Genomic DNA, 14,662 nt, shown 5'->3' with positions numbered 1-14,662 from the left:
GATTGTATTCGTTTTGACAGAACGTGCATTCGCAAGAAATCGGTGCTAAAATAAGGGTACTTCATCCTGGAAAGGAGCAGAATGTTGACTGATCTAACCTTTATTCATGCGGCAGATCTTCATCTCGACAGCCCGTTTTACGGGATATCGCATCTGCCGGAACCCATTTTTGCCCGGATCAAAGAAAGCACGTTTTCAAGCGTGAGACATATTATAGACGCTGCAATCACAGAGAACGTTGATTTCGTTTTGCTGGCGGGGGATTTGTTTGATGAGGCCAATCGAAGTTTAAAGGCGCAGCTCTTTTTGAAAAAACAGTTCGATAGACTTAGAGAGTACGGGATTTCAGTCTATGTGATTTTTGGGAACCATGATCATCTCGGCGGAGAATGGACGCCGATTGAATGGCCGGAGAATGTTCACATGTTTACATCCCCAGTCCCTGAAGAAAAATCGTTTTATAAGGATGGCAGGCGCGCAGCAAGCATTTACGGTTTTAGCTATCAGACCAGAGCCGTGACGGAAAACCAAGCCGCCCGCTACCGGAGATCAACTGACGCGCCCTTTCATATCGGGATGCTCCACGGCACGTTATCAGGATCTGAAGGACACGATCCATATTGCCCGTTTACTCAGGATGATCTTGTGAAAAGCGGGATGGATTATTGGGCGCTTGGCCATATTCACAAACGCCAGGTTCTTTCTGCCGGGAATCCGGCCGTGATATATCCGGGAAATCCTCAAGCGCGCCATATGAAAGAGACAGGAGATAAAGGCTTTTATCTTGTCCGTGTGGAGCGCGGAGATATTTCCTATGAATTTAAGAAAGCGCATGACGTCCTGTGGGAGAAAGCAGAAGTTGATGTGTCAGCGATAGAGAATATGACCGCGCTCTTTCAAATTGTCGAGGACACGTTTTCAAAGCTGCGGAAAAAAGGGACTCCTGCTTGTGTGAAGCTCGTATTACAGGGGATCGCGCCAGAATGGTTATCGGATGCGCCGAGAGGTTCACTGGACGAGCTCCTTGAAGCCTTTCAGGAGCAAGAGGTGGACGAGGAGAATTTTATATGGCCGCTCTCATTGGAAGATGAGACGGAAAATGAAGCAGAGCTTAAGAGCCTTGATCCTTTTTTCGGCGGTTTATTGGAAGACATTGAACAGACTGATCTTGCAGGCGTGCTGGAAGGACTTGAGCGGCATCCTGTATATAGGAGACACGCAGACCGGTTTAGTCAAGAGGAGATAAAGGAAATAAAAGAGCAGGCACAGGTTTTATTGAAAAGACAGCTTAAGGTGCTTGAGTCATGAGGCGGTGAAAGCTATGCGAATCATATCAATACATATCTACCAATACGGAAAATTTTCAAATCGGACCTTTCACTTTTCCGCCTCGCCTGTCCAATTAATCTACGGATTAAATGAGGCAGGAAAAACGACGATGATGTCATTTATCGAAAGCATGCTGTTTGGTTTTCCGAAATCGAAAAAATATGAACCGAAATCAGGCGGTGTGTATGGCGGTGTTCTTGAGGCTGAGCACCCTGAATACGGCGTGATGAAGATTGAACGGACGAAAGGAACCGCTGAGAAGGTAAGGGTGTACACAGAAACCGGAGAAGTAAAGCAGGAAGACTTTCTGAAGCAGCTGTTCCAGGGTACGGACAGGGCGCTGTACAAAGCCATTTATTCGTTTGACGTATTCGGGTTGCAGGAAATTCACGCCTTTAGTCGGGACAAGATTGGAGAATTCCTGCTGTTTTCCAGCCTGTTTGGCGCTGAAGCCGTATCAAAGCTTGATTCAAGACTGATGAAGGAAAGCGAAAGGCTCTTTAAACCAAACGGCCGAAATCCTCATTTGAATCAGGAGCTGGAAACGCTGAAGCAGCTGGCAGCAAAGCTGAAGCAGGCTGAAGCGGAGGAGGCGGGCTATCATCAGCTTCTTGAGGAGAAAAGAACGCTCGAGTCCCGTCTTGCTGCTGCTGAAACAGAGCTGAAAGAGACTGCGGAACACATTCGAAACATCGACAGAGCCATTGAACTGAAACCGGTGCTAACCGAAAAAACTGCGCTGGAACAGGAGATTGAACAATATCCGGAGCATGCGGGGCAATCCCCTGCTGACGGATTACATCGTTTAGAAAAGTATGAATCCCATCTTCATCCGAAATCCGCACAGCTGGAGGCGCTTCGGGTAAAGCTTGCAGAGTTGGACAAACAGCTGCAAAAGCTTAACCCGAATGAGGATATATTGGCGAATGAAGCGCTTATCCTAGAGCTATCATCAGCGTATCATATGTACCAATCCTACGGGGAACAGCTTGCCGCCATCCAGGCTCAGCTGCGCCAGTCCTCTTCACAGGCAGCGGCCGGGCTGGAGCAGCTGAATAAAACAGATGAAAATGAACTGCTGAATATGAACACGTCTTATGACTATGAATGGCAACTCCAGCAGGCGGTGCGGCATTACGTGCAAGCAAGAGACAGAAAAAGACAGCTTGATGAAGCGTTTGAAGCGGCGCGGCGCGAGCTGGAAGACGCTGAAAGGGCAGTTCGTGACGTATCTTCCGCTATACTTGAAAACAGCCAAAGAAAAGAAAAAGAAGCCGCTCTTAAAGCATATGATGAAGCACAGGGACAGCATCAAGAGCAGATGAAACTGAGGGAACAGCTGAAGTTCTTCGAAAGGCAGCAGGCGAAACAAAAGAAGATCGTGATTGCAGCAGGCATTCTCTTCATGGTTCTCTTTCTGCTGCTGGGGCAATGGATTCCAGCCATATGCGTCGGCGCTGCACTCATGCTGTATGCCTTTACAACTGGCAGAAAGCCGCTGTCTTCTGAAGAAGTAAGGGAGAGGAAAGAGCCAGAGACGGATATTTCTCCGCGAGAAGCCGAAGCGATTAGAGAAGCGTTATGGGAGGATGACCGCAATAAACAGCACCTCACATCGTTGCGGGCAGAGCTCCAGCAGAAAGAGGCAGCTTACGAAAGGATCATCCAGCAATTCGAACAGTGGGAGGCCGATATGGCTCCCTCCTTCAGCCAAGCTGAGCAATTCATGAATGAACTCGGATTTAAGGAAGACCCTTCCTTCTTACTGGATGCTTACCATGTAATGAAGGATGTAAAAAAAGAAGTGAAGAAAAAACATGAGCTGACGATCGAAGCCGGGAGACTTCAAAAGCATCGGCGGACATTTGAGGAACGCGTCAGAATGCTGCATCCTGACAAAAACGATTCTCAAACCCCCGTGGCTGATGTCCTTCACGCACTGCGGAAAAATGCGGAACGCGAAAAAGAGATCGAGAAGCAAAAAAGAGAAATTGAAACAGATATCCAATTTCAAGAAGAGCAGGTGCTGGAGCTGGAGCAAGAAATACGGTATTTCCAAGCGCAGATCGAACAATTATTCACTGAGGCGGGTGCAAAAAACAGAAATGAGTTTTTCGCCATAGCCGACATCAGCAAGAAATTGAAGGATACTGAAATAAGGCTGTATAACATTAATGCACAGCTTCAAGGTGTCAGCTCAGCAGAACTTCATCTGGCGGACTCCGGCACTCTTTCTGAATTGGAACAAAAACGACTGCAGGAACATGAAAAAAAAGAACGGCTCGATGAGGAGCTGAAACAGCTGCGCGCTCAAATCGCATTGCTTTTGGTCAAACAGGAACAGTTAGAGGCTTCGGGATTGGTCTCAGATCTCAAATTGCAAACTGAAATGCAAAAAGAGCGTGTGAAAGAAGCTGCAAAAAAATGGGCATCGATTCAAATGGTCAGACATGTGATCAGAAACAAAATGGAGCGGCATAAAAAAGTCGGCCTGCCGCGTCTTTTGGAGACGGCTGGAGAATTCTTCCGCCCGCTGACTGACGGCAGCTATCAATCGATTTATTTTTCCGAAACAGATGATTCCATCATGGTTATGAACAGCGCTGGAACGGTATTTCAGGCGGAAGAGCTGTCTCAGGGCACGTGTGAACAGCTGTATACAGCAATTCGTTTCGCTCTGGCCGTTACTCGTCAGGATGGGGCAATGCTGCCATTCCAGCTCGATGACAGCTTTGTACATTTCGATCAGAAACGTCTGAACCGCGTGCTGGAAATGCTTTCTGTTTTATCAGGAGGAGAACGGCAGATTTTCTATTTTACATGCCATGAACATGTAAAAAATGCGTTTCAAAGTGATCAAATCATCCATTTAGTATCATAAATGAGGTTATATAGCTGAAAATCGGTATGTGATATACTGATATTATGTAAGATATGGAGGGAGCTTTAATAGTATGGCTAAAGGGATTATGCTACATGAGGTTGGCGAACAGGTTGACCAATATCTATTGATCAAATCCTTAACAAAAGGGATTGCAAGCAATGGAAAACCGTTTTTAACGCTGATGCTTCAAGACCAGTCGGGTGATATTGAAGCCAAGCTGTGGGATGCCAAGCAAAGTGATGAAGTAACCTATGCGCCGCAGACGATCGTTAAGGTTGTGGGGGATGTCCACCATTACCGCGGACGCACCCAGCTAAAGCTGAGAAATATCAGACCGGTGAGCGAGAATGAAAACGTCAATATTGATGATTTTTTGGAAACTGCGCCGATTCCGAAAAATGAAATGCTGGATACCATCACTCAATATATATTTGAAATGAAAAATCCAAATATCCAGCGGATAACAAGATATTTAGTCAAAAAGCACGAAGCAGAATTTATGGATTACCCGGCGGCTACGAAAAATCATCACGAGTTTGTCTCAGGTTTAGCGTATCACGTCGTCTCTATGCTGGATCTGGCAAAAGCCATTGCTGATTTATATCCGTCTCTTGACCGTGATCTTCTTTATGCAGGAGTTATCCTTCACGATCTCGGAAAAGTGAAAGAGCTGTCCGGGCCCGTTTCCACTTCCTATACAGTAGAAGGCAATCTGCTCGGCCATATTTCCATTATGGTCACAGAGCTGTCAAAAGCGGCTGAGGAGCTTCAAATCGATTCTGAAGAGGTTTTGATCCTTCAGCACTTGATCCTGAGCCATCACGGCAAAGCAGAGTGGGGCAGCCCAAAACCGCCGATGGTAAAAGAAGCGGAAATTTTGCACTATATTGATAATCTGGATGCGAAAATGAATATGATGGACAGAGCGCTGGAGCGCGTGAAGCCGGGTGAGTACACTGAACGTGTATTTGCACTTGAAAACCGTTCCTTTTATAAACCGACTTTTCATCAATAATCAAAAAGGACTGATGCTGACATGTTCAGCTCAGTCCTTTTTGATATGCTTTTCCCGCTCATAACCTGTCTCATTCCTGCATAAGGTTAAAAATAAAGAATCTATGCAAAAGGGGGAGAAGCCCGTGTTGTTTTTTCCATGGTGGGTATATCTTTGTATTGTGGGTATCATTTTCAGTGCATATAAGCTGGTTTCAGCAGCCAAAGAGGAAGATAAGTTAGACCAGTCTTTTATTGAAAAAGAAGGTCAGATTTATATTGAAAGGATGGAAAAAGAAAAAGAACGCCGCACGTCCCAGCAGCGTGAGGAAGAAAACCAAAATCATTCCATCGCATAAAAAAAGCTGCGCAGCTCCGGTGAGCCTGCACAGCTTTTTTTTATTATTTAGAACTGTTTGAAGAACTGCCAGTAGAAGCAGAAGTGTTAAATGTATCCTTCAAATCTTTATCCTTCACATCGATGTCAGCTTTTTTCATTACTTTTTGAACGGCTGCCTGCACAGCTGTGTTGTCATTAAGTTTTTGGTCGAGAACATCAGATTTTAGCTCTTTTTTCATATCTTCATATTTTCCGCGTTCTTCAGTCTTTTTGATGATATGGTAGCCAAATTGTGTTTTCACAGGGTCGCTGACTTCGTTTGTTTTCAACTTGAATGCAGCTTTTCTGAATGTGGAATCCAGTTGTTCGTTATCTTTTGAAATCCAGCCAAGTTCGCCACCGTTTGTAGCTGAGCCTGTGTCTGTAGAGTATTCCTTCGCAAGGGCATCAAATTTCTCGCCTTTTTTCAGCTTTTTCTCTACTTCCTCAGCTGTCTTTTTGTCAGCGACAAGGATGTGGCTTGCGCGAATTTGGCCTTTTAAGTTTTCCCAGTATTCTTTAATTTCGTCATCTGTAACTTTGATGTTATCTTTAGCTGCTTTTTGTGTAAGCAATTCATATTTAACTTGTTCTTTGAGGTAATCTTTTCCATATTGATCTTCTAACGCAGTATATTGATCACCGAGCTGTGTTTTGTATTCTTTCATCTTGTTGTCAATTTCTTTATCTGATACTTTGTATTTCTTGTCCAAAACTTTTTCTTGCACCAGCTGAGTCAGGACGCTCGCTCCAGCTTGTTTTTTCATGTTTGTGTAAAGTTCGCCTTTTGTTACATCGCCTGCGTCTGTTTTTGCGATGACTTCTTTGTCGCCGCTGCTGCAAGCACTGAGAGCGAGGATGCTTGTAGCAGTGATAGCTGCTATTGCGATTTTCTTCATTGTTTTCAAACACTCCTAATCATTCCAAATTGAATTGCCTATGCGTATCATAACATATTGTGGCTTTCTGTAAAAAGATTTTAAATAAAGGGCATTCGTCTAGTCAAACTTTCCCTGATGACATACAAATATATTGATCAAGAAAAGGAGGTATGTAACATGAGCGGAGGATATTCAAACGGTTTCGCTTTGCTTGTTGTACTGTTCATTTTGCTTATCATTGTAGGTGCAGCTTACATCTACTAAGCAGCAAAAGGGATCGCTTGTTGTATAAGCGATCCTTTACTTTCACAAGCGCCTAATCGTTTCATCAATTAACTGCATAAGATGTAATTGGAAAATAAAGCTTTTTACAGGAGGTGCTTTTTAAGATGGGTGAAGTATTTGCAGGCGGTTTCGCTTTATTGGTCGTCTTATTTATCTTGTTGATTATCATCGGCGCTTCTTGGCTTTACTAATCAATGCAAGAAAGCATAGCTGCCGGTTCTAACGAGACCGTCAGCTATGCTTTCTTTACTTCCTTCATATTTAAACAGTAAAGGATATCTCCACAAATGAAGAGATCAGTAAAATTAATATACATACATTGATAAATCGAAATACCTTATCCTGGCGCTCTTCAGGAATCTCTCTGACAAGGCATAATGTATTGGTGAGCCTGTTTATAAAGTAAACAATAAACAAGGCAGTCACGATAAAATAGAATAAAATGATGGGAGATTCCCCCTCTCTCTGAACTGCTCCCATATTACATTACCAAATATTTATCAAAAAAGATAGAATGTAAACTGAAAAATCGGCACAGCGCCAAGCGTCAGCTACTTTTCGACCAAAATATCAAAGCCGTCTGCTTCCTGATCGATAAAGCATGCTTTCGGTGCTTGCATCAGCTTCAGAGCCAGCAAAAAGTCCGGCAGACAGTAGCCTGCATGAATGCCTGAAATCATGCAGAAGTAATGGGCGTGATTCGGAAACGCCAGCGCGGCGTAAAATAATACAGGTGTTATCAGCATAAAAGGGCTTAACAGTGAAATCAGCATCGTCGTTTTCGGTATTCGTTTCCACGTTCGCATACGCCATATATAAATCTTTTTTTCTATTTTTCTTTTTTTGCAGATGATCGGCAGGACATGGATGACTTTATGTACAAATAAAATAACGACGAGCAAAACGCCGAACAGCGGTACATATTCATCGCTCAAGCTTGTTTTAGGCCGCAACAGCTCAAATGCTAAGAAGTTAGATATAAAAACCATAATCATGAAACACACAGCAATCAATATTATGCGAACGGCACCATAATCTTTCATCAGATTTATGGTTTTCCAGCAATTCATCAAAGTCATCCTTCCGTACATCTTGAATAGAATCTCAAAATAATTTACTCCTCCCAAGAAAAAAAATCAATGCTTTTTTAAGAAAAAATATCTTTCAATAGGTATTTTTTTGAAAGGAGCAAACAATCTATGAAATATGGGGTTAGAACTTTCTTCTCAGTGAATTATCAGCTAAAATAAGATTAAAGATAGAAAGAAGTGGTGTGGATGGATTCGATGGATCATCGCATTGAGCGATTGGAATATTACATACAATTATTAGTGAAAACAGTGGATATGGACAGGTACCCTTTCTATGCGCTGCTGATTGATAAAGGGCTGAGCAGAGAAGAAGGGGAAGAGGTTGTGCGCATATGCGGTGAATTGTCGGAGGAGCTGGCAGCACAAAAAGCGCAAGGATTTGTAACCTTTGATAAGCTCCTTGCGCTTTTTGCCGGACAGCTGAACGAAAAATTAGATGTTCATGAAACGATTTTTGCCCTGTATGAGCAGGGGCTTTATAAAGAACTGATGGAAGTTTTTATAGACATTATCAGACACTTTGATTAACTGTTTACAGGTTCAAGTTCTTCGGCTGATTCATCCGCAGCAGTGTCCGTTGCTTTTTTCTTCAGTTTTCCGTTTACGCTTTCAAAGTCGCTGTCGATATTTGTGAGTGATGTTTCAAAGATTTCCATAAAATCATCGCCGTATATATGGCGGATCATACACATCATTTCTGCCACTTCAGGGAACTTTCCGAATAAATGATACAGAGGCTGTGACCCTTTAAAAACCGCGTTGCGCGTCGGATCAAATTCTTCAAGCAAGCTCCAGAATACCTCAGTTCCTTCCTCAGTCAGCTGAACATATGTGTTTCGTTTATCGTTCAGCCGTTTTGAAAACCTTAAATACCCGCGTTCTTCAAGCTTTTTTGAAAAGTTAAATGCCGTTGAAACGTGCATGACTCCGAACTTTGCAATTTCAGAAATGGAAGCTCCATTCAGCTGATAAGCAATCCATAAAATATGGTGCTCATTAATATTCAGGTCATACGGTTTGAGCCATTGCTGCCAATCCTTCTCAATCGATTTCCAAAGAGCTTTGCTAAGCTGAGCCATTTTCTGGGTGAAGACCAGAGCCTCTTTCACATCATAAGGCGGTTCCACTTGATTCATTACGTCACCTGCTTCTCTTTATCTTTTTCTCTATTATGCCAATAAAATAAAGATTAATAAAGATGAAAATGTAAGAATTTTTTAATAAATTCTTGAGCCATTGCTAGGAAAGGCTTTTGCGAATAAAAAAAGTGCAGGTCATGTTATGACCCGCACTTTTTTCCTTTGAATAGGATATTAGTTTTGTAAGGTTTTCTCCAGCTGTTTGATTTTTTCTTCAATATCGGCGATTTCTTTTTGAAGATCCTGCTGATGAGGTTTGATCTCTTCCTGCCATTTTTTAATTGAGGTTTGCAGTTCACCGCTCACGTCTTTAATGACATCAGCACTTTCTTTTGCCGCTTTCACTAGCTGGTCCTTTAAAGTTAAGCCGTCTGATTTTAAGCGCTTGATCGTTTCTTCAAAAGAATCGCAATTGGTTTTGATTTTTTCACGCAGCTGTTTACCTGAAGAAGGTGCTGATAGAAGAACTGCAGCACCTCCGATGATGCCGCCCACGAATAGTCCTGTTAATAGAGAACGTCCGTCCGCCATTAAAATCACCCCGTTTTTTTCTTGAAATATGATACATGCAGCTTTTTCAATTTTGTTCGAAGATGAACTTCTATACATAGCTTGCTTTATTTTAGCATATTTTTTAAGTGAAAAGGAGGGAGAAGGTTGTCTGTCTTTATGATTGTGTTATCCTGCATCACCCTTGCCTTTGCAACAGGCGCCATTTACTATATCAGACTTCTCAGCCAGGCTGCTTCTTATCCGCCGAAGAAAGTCATCCGGCAGAAAGCGCTTGTTTGTTCAACCGGAACCGCCTTTACACTATGTCTTATCTTTTTCACAAAACTCCTCGCTTAAAACATGCTGACATGCTGCGGGCTCTTTTTTTAAAAAAACCTCTCCCGGAAGCGGAAGAGGTTTTGTGTCACATTTATTTTACAGCTTCCATAAAACTTGAGCGTCTTAAAATGGTTTGCACAATCGGATACATCATGATCATGGCAATTGTATTCAATACAGCTGCCGGCAGAACGACTGCGGCGAATAATGCGGCGAAACCGCCAGGCAAACCGACGATAAATAAAGCTGACGTTAAAAATACAGTTCCTGATAAGATGGTGCCGATGACTGTCAGCACTGCGGCTGCAGCTGTTTTCTGGCTCTTTCTGACCAAAAGGAACAGGAAGAAAAACAGAAACGCTGATACAGGTTTGTCAATGATATTCGGAATCTGTCCGGCCGGAAATGCGGTTGTAAGAGCTGAAATGATTCCGGTCACAATCCCGATAACGAGTACATTTTGCACCCGCGGGAACAGAAGGATGCCCATAAACATCATGATCAGCATCATATCTGGTTTCATCCCGCCTAAAAAGGGCGGAATAATGGAATGGAGCGCTGCGCCGATTGCGGCAAACAGAGCCATAATGACTAACTCTTTTGTTTTCATAACTATGCTCTCCTCTGCTAAGCTTTTTGCCCTCCAATAATATGCTCATCATTTATTGCGAAGGCTTAAAGAATTTGTTATGCAAACAGTATACCAAACGAATGGTTTGCACAGCCAGACTTTTTACTCATTTTCCTGCTGGAATTTCTTCATGAACGCAGCTAATTTTTCACAGTCTTCCAGTGACACCGCATTATAAATGGAAGCACGGCAGCCTCCTACTGAACGGTGTCCGCCAAGGCCTACCATTTTTGTATCTTTTGCCTCCTGAACGAACTTTTTCGTTAATCCGTCATCACGGAGCGTAAAGGTAACGTTCATGCGTGAACGGCTGTCCTTTCTGGCATGGCCTTTATAGAAGCCATTGCTTTCGTCAATGCAGCTGTAAAGAACCTGTGCTTTTTGTTCGTTGCGCTGTTCAGCGGCTTCAACTCCGCCGTTTTTCTTCAGCCACTCAAGGACGAGGCTCAGCATATAAATGGCAAATGTAGGTGGAGTGTTGTAAAGTGAATCCGCTTTGACATGTGTTGAATATTTAAGGATTTTCGGAACGTTGTCATTTTCATTTTGCAGCCATGATTTTTTCATTACGACAACGGTAACACCTGAAGGGCCAAGGTTTTTTTGGGCACCGCCGTAAATGACGTCAAATTTGGATACATCGATTTTTCGGCTTAAAATATCGCTGGACATGTCAGCGACGAGCGGAATTGGAGAATTCGGGAATTCCTGCCACTGTGTGCCGAAAATCGTATTGTTAGATGTAATATGTAAATATGCGCCGTCTTTTACATCTGTAAGGTCAACCTTGGGAATGTAGCTGTAATTGTCTGATTCGCTTGTCGCCGTCACAGATGTGTTTCCGAACAGTTTCGCTTCAGCGAGCGCTTTTTCAGACCAAGCGCCTGTCATCACAAAATGAGCGGTTTTTTCAGGTGTTAAAAAGTTCATCGGAAGCATTGAGAATTGAAGGCTTGCCCCGCCTTGAAGAAACAGAATGTCATAGTCTTCCGGGATGCCCATCAGTTCAATCAGCAAGCTTTTCGCTTTTTGATGCACCGCTTCATATTCTTTGCTGCGGTGGGAAAGCTCCATAACGGACATGCCGGATTCATTAAAATCAATAAACTCTTTCTGTGCTGTTTGCAGAACTTCTAATGGCAGCGCTGCAGGACCTGCGTTAAAATTCGTTGTACGTTCCATCATGATCTCTCCCTGTTTTCCACGTTAATGTAATAAATAATACAATTATCCTATCACAAAAATTCAGTTTTTTTGATAAAAAATTAGAATTATCAAAAGAAAATGACGAATATTTGCGAATTGTTCACAAATAAAAAACCTCATCTTTATGATGAGGCCAGGCGTTTGGCAATGGATGAAGAAATGTCTTGGAGATCTTCCGGTTTGTAATCATCTGCATGTGTTTTCCACACTGCTCCGAATCCGTCTCCTTTTCCGTAGCGCGGGATAATATGCATATGGTAATGGAAAACAGATTGTCCTGCTTTTTCGCCGTTGTTGTTTAACGTATTTAAGCCGATCGGTTCAAATTCATCCCTGATGGCGCGGGCAATTTTCGGAACGGCGTGAAAATATTGTTTCGCTAATTCGTCTGTAAATTCGTAAACATTTTCAATATGTGTTTTCGGGATAACGAGGGTGTGGCCTTTCGTCACTTGGCTGATATCGAGAAATGCCAGCACATGTTCATCTTCATAAACCTTTGCTGACGGGATTTCGCCGGCGATAATTTTACAAAAGATACAATTCTCTGCACTATGCATGAGGGTTCCTCCTTATGAAATTGTTTTTTTATGTATAAACTCATCGTACCACAGAAATGAAGAAAATAGAAAACAGGATGAACGGCGGAGCGTTCACCCTGAATGCAGAGGAATCAGCTTTATGAAGAAAATGTGATATGCCTTTGGTAAGCACCTCATTTGTCAATAAAATGAAGACTTGTTTAATGCCTAACGATTCCTGCGATAAACACCTCATTTGATAGTCAGCTTCAGAAATGAAGATTCATCAATTCAGTGAATGCAAAAAGGTTTGAGCATAGGACATGTTTATTTTCTATCCAACTGTGCCTAAGACGTCTTTGACAAACACCTCATTTTTCAGTTGATATGCTTTTTCCTCTACAACGTTTATATTGTCCAGAAACCTGTCTCTTTATTACAGCAAATTCATCATTTGTTAAAAGGGAATTGTTTCAAATCAGGCTTTGTTTTTGGTACTATGAAGAAAAACAATATAAGGGGAGAAACTATGTCTCTGCTATCGGTAAAAGACTTAACCGGCGGTTATACGAGAAATCCGGTTTTGAAAAACGTGTCATTCACCCTTGAGCCGAACCAAATTGTCGGTTTAATCGGTTTAAATGGTGCAGGTAAAAGTACAACAATCAGACATATCATCGGGCTGATGGACCCGCATAAAGGATCTATTGAGTTAAACGGAAAAACCTTTGCTGAGGATCGGGAAGGCTATCGGTCCCAATTCACTTATATTCCTGAGACACCCGTTTTATATGAAGAACTGACGCTGATGGAACACCTTGAATTGACGGCGATGGCATACGGCCTTTCAAAAGAAACCATGGAAAAAAGATTGCCGCCGCTGTTAAAGGAATTCCGAATGGAAAAAAGGCTGAAATGGTTCCCGGCGCATTTTTCTAAAGGGATGAAGCAGAAGGTTATGATCATGTGTGCGTTTTTGGCAGAGCCTGCGCTCTACATCATTGATGAGCCGTTTCTGGGACTTGATCCGCTGGCAATCAATGCTCTGCTTGAGCGGATGAATGAAGCGAAGAAAAGCGGGGCGAGCGTGCTGATGTCAACGCACATCCTGGCAACGGCGGAGCGCTATTGTGATTCGTTTATCATTTTACATAACGGCGAAGTGCGGGCGCGCGGCACGCTGTCCGAGCTCAGAGAGCAGTTTGGAATGAAGGACGCGGCGCTGGATGATTTGTATCTAGAGCTCACAAAGGAAGACGCTGGCCATGAATAACATGCTGGATATTTGGCAGTCACGGCTGCAGGAGCATATTAAAGAAACAAGAATGTACATGAAATATATGCTCAACGATCACCTCGTTATCGTTTTGATCTTTTTTATCGCAGGTGCGGCGAGCTGGTACAGCAAATGGGTACGGGACATTCCCGCCCACTTTCCGTCCTTTTGGGTGATGGCCGTTCTGTTTTCACTCGTTCTGACAGGATCTTATGTGCGGACGCTTTTAAAGGAGGCTGACCTTGTCTTCTTATTGCCGCTTGAGGCTAAGATGGAGCCGTATTTGAGACAGGCGTTTGTTTACAGCTATGTGTCCCAGCTGTTTCCGCTGATTGCACTGAGCCTTGTAGCGATGCCGCTTTATTTCGCTGTCATGCCGGGGGCATCGCTCGTGTCGTACGCGGCGGTATTTGTACAGCTTCTGCTGCTGAAAGCGTGGAATCAGGCCTTGGAATGGCGTATGACGTTTCAAAATGACCGAAGCATGAAACAGATGGATCTTGTCATTCGTTTTGCCGCTAATACACTCGTTCTGTATTTTGTTTTTCAGTCGGTTTATGTGTATGCGCTTGTGATCTATATCATTATGGCGGCTCTTTATCTTTATGTGTCTTCCGTTGCAAAAGGAAAAACATTTAAATGGGAAAGCCATATTGAATACGAATTGAGACGCAAGCAGCGTTTTTACCGAATTGCCAACCTGTTTACGGATGTGCCGCATTTAAAGAAACAAGCGAAACGGAGAGCGTATCTCGACTTTTTGCTGCGGTTTGTCCCGTTTGAACAGCGTAAAACGTTTGCCTATATGTTTGCCCGCGCGTTTTTGCGTTCAAGTGATTATCTGGGCATTCAAGTCAGATTAACCGTTATTTTCGCGCTGATTATTATGTATGCGTCTGCAAGCCCGATGATCGCAGGGATTTTGACTATGTTTACCGTCTTTATCACAGGCATTCAGCTTTTGCCGCTGTTTGGCCACTTTGACCATCTGGCGCTTCAAGAGCTATATCCTGTCAAAAAGGAAGCGAAGCTGAAAAGCTATTTCTCTCTATTAAAAACTGCGCTTAGCGTGCAGGCTCTGCTCATGGCAGCGGCCTCTGCATATGCTGCGGGCGCTGCAGGTTTTCTGTACGCGCTGATCGGCTCTGCCGTCTTGATCTTTGGCGTTCTGCCGTCTTACATGACCGCCAGATTAAAAAAACACGGAAAGCTGTGA

General features: G+C 43.2%; 18 protein-coding genes. 10 read left to right on the top strand and 8 right to left on the bottom strand.

The features are described from left to right. Positions 1-81: 81 nt before the first annotated feature. From MTN95_RS12805 to MTN95_RS12790, 4 genes are all read left to right on the top strand, one after another. On the top strand, positions 82-1,308 hold the full coding sequence (locus MTN95_RS12805) for a metallophosphoesterase family protein (RefSeq protein WP_248338428.1): 1,227 nt from the start codon (positions 82-84) through the stop codon (positions 1,306-1,308). A 4-nt stretch (positions 1,309-1,312) separates the two neighbouring features. Beyond that, positions 1,313-4,210, top strand: coding sequence for an ATP-binding protein (locus MTN95_RS12800; protein ID WP_248338426.1), 2,898 nt, complete (start codon positions 1,313-1,315; stop codon positions 4,208-4,210). A 73-nt stretch (positions 4,211-4,283) separates the two neighbouring features. Further along, entirely contained in the window at positions 4,284-5,228 is a 945-nt protein-coding gene (yhaM, locus tag MTN95_RS12795) for a 3'-5' exoribonuclease YhaM (protein ID WP_248338424.1), read from the top strand. Positions 5,229-5,352: 124 nt separating this feature from the next. Then, complete coding sequence (locus tag MTN95_RS12790; protein WP_010333590.1) at positions 5,353-5,565, top strand: sporulation YhaL family protein; 213 nt, start codon at positions 5,353-5,355, stop codon at positions 5,563-5,565. A 43-nt stretch (positions 5,566-5,608) separates the two neighbouring features. Here the strand turns inward: MTN95_RS12790 and MTN95_RS12785 are convergent, their stop codons facing one another. Continuing rightward, positions 5,609-6,484: a peptidylprolyl isomerase gene (locus tag MTN95_RS12785; protein WP_227598321.1), complete on the bottom strand. Its 876-nt coding sequence runs from the start codon at positions 6,482-6,484 to the stop codon at positions 5,609-5,611. Positions 6,485-6,643: 159 nt separating this feature from the next. Here MTN95_RS12785 and yhzE1 point away from each other — a divergent pair, with 159 nt between their 5' ends. Together yhzE1 and yhzE2 are read left to right on the top strand one after the other, a co-directional pair. Then, the gene (yhzE1, locus tag MTN95_RS12780; protein WP_003327753.1) at positions 6,644-6,730 is read left to right on the top strand and encodes a sporulation protein YhzE1; all 87 of its coding nucleotides are present in this window, start codon (positions 6,644-6,646) and stop codon (positions 6,728-6,730) included. A gap of 125 nt (positions 6,731-6,855) precedes the next feature. Continuing rightward, positions 6,856-6,942, top strand: coding sequence for a sporulation protein YhzE2 (gene yhzE2, locus MTN95_RS12775; RefSeq protein ID WP_003155248.1), 87 nt, complete (start codon positions 6,856-6,858; stop codon positions 6,940-6,942). A gap of 70 nt (positions 6,943-7,012) precedes the next feature. Here the strand turns inward: yhzE2 and MTN95_RS12770 are convergent, their stop codons facing one another. Both MTN95_RS12770 and MTN95_RS12765 read right to left on the bottom strand, forming a co-directional pair. After that, positions 7,013-7,231, bottom strand: coding sequence for a hypothetical protein (locus MTN95_RS12770; protein ID WP_081638266.1), 219 nt, complete (start codon positions 7,229-7,231; stop codon positions 7,013-7,015). 71 nt (positions 7,232-7,302) lie between these two features. Then, positions 7,303-7,821 carry a DUF3267 domain-containing protein gene (locus MTN95_RS12765; protein ID WP_044156556.1) on the bottom strand — a complete coding sequence of 173 codons (519 nt, stop codon included), beginning with the start codon at positions 7,819-7,821 and terminating at the stop codon, positions 7,303-7,305. A gap of 207 nt (positions 7,822-8,028) precedes the next feature. Between MTN95_RS12765 and MTN95_RS12760 the strand changes: the two genes are divergently transcribed. Next, a complete protein-coding gene (locus MTN95_RS12760; RefSeq protein WP_024120776.1) occupies positions 8,029-8,370 on the top strand; it encodes a YhaI family protein in 342 nt (113 codons plus the stop codon). Here the strand turns inward: MTN95_RS12760 and MTN95_RS12755 are convergent. Then, positions 8,367-8,978 (bottom strand): HTH-type transcriptional regulator Hpr, encoded by a 612-nt coding sequence (locus MTN95_RS12755; RefSeq protein ID WP_010333593.1) that lies wholly within the window; start codon positions 8,976-8,978, stop codon positions 8,367-8,369. The genes MTN95_RS12760 and MTN95_RS12755 overlap by 4 nt on opposite strands. A gap of 177 nt (positions 8,979-9,155) precedes the next feature. Beyond that, positions 9,156-9,512, bottom strand: coding sequence for a YtxH domain-containing protein (locus MTN95_RS12750; protein ID WP_024120778.1), 357 nt, complete (start codon positions 9,510-9,512; stop codon positions 9,156-9,158). A gap of 126 nt (positions 9,513-9,638) precedes the next feature. Here MTN95_RS12750 and yhzF point away from each other — a divergent pair, with 126 nt between their 5' ends. After that, positions 9,639-9,830 carry a membrane protein YhzF gene (gene yhzF, locus MTN95_RS12745; RefSeq protein WP_024120779.1) on the top strand — a complete coding sequence of 64 codons (192 nt, stop codon included), beginning with the start codon at positions 9,639-9,641 and terminating at the stop codon, positions 9,828-9,830. Positions 9,831-9,903: 73 nt separating this feature from the next. Here yhzF and MTN95_RS12740 read toward each other — a convergent pair whose 3' ends face one another. The 3 genes from MTN95_RS12740 to MTN95_RS12730 all read right to left on the bottom strand — a co-directional run bounded on the left by MTN95_RS12740 (position 9,904) and on the right by MTN95_RS12730 (position 12,209). Continuing rightward, positions 9,904-10,422 carry a tryptophan transporter gene (locus MTN95_RS12740; protein WP_248338422.1) on the bottom strand — a complete coding sequence of 173 codons (519 nt, stop codon included), beginning with the start codon at positions 10,420-10,422 and terminating at the stop codon, positions 9,904-9,906. Positions 10,423-10,545: 123 nt separating this feature from the next. Beyond that, entirely contained in the window at positions 10,546-11,625 is a 1,080-nt protein-coding gene (gene serC / locus MTN95_RS12735; RefSeq protein WP_248338508.1) for a 3-phosphoserine/phosphohydroxythreonine transaminase, read from the bottom strand. A gap of 146 nt (positions 11,626-11,771) precedes the next feature. Then, positions 11,772-12,209, bottom strand: coding sequence for an HIT family protein (locus MTN95_RS12730; protein ID WP_003327743.1), 438 nt, complete (start codon positions 12,207-12,209; stop codon positions 11,772-11,774). Positions 12,210-12,699: 490 nt separating this feature from the next. Between MTN95_RS12730 and ecsA the strand changes: the two genes are divergently transcribed. Next, the gene (gene ecsA, locus MTN95_RS12725) at positions 12,700-13,443 is read left to right on the top strand and encodes an ABC transporter ATP-binding protein EcsA (RefSeq protein WP_024120782.1); all 744 of its coding nucleotides are present in this window, start codon (positions 12,700-12,702) and stop codon (positions 13,441-13,443) included. Further along, positions 13,436-14,662 carry an ABC transporter permease gene (locus MTN95_RS12720; RefSeq protein WP_248338420.1) on the top strand — a complete coding sequence of 409 codons (1,227 nt, stop codon included), beginning with the start codon at positions 13,436-13,438 and terminating at the stop codon, positions 14,660-14,662. Before ecsA ends, MTN95_RS12720 begins: the two co-directional genes overlap by 8 nt.

The sequence above is a fragment of the Bacillus sp. 2CMS4F genome, assembly GCF_023161785.1.
In the GTDB taxonomy this organism is placed as follows: Bacteria; Bacillota; Bacilli; order Bacillales; family Bacillaceae; genus Bacillus; species Bacillus halotolerans.
The sequence above is the reverse complement of the archived record's forward strand: the minus strand, read 5'-3'. Positions and strand labels throughout refer to the sequence as shown.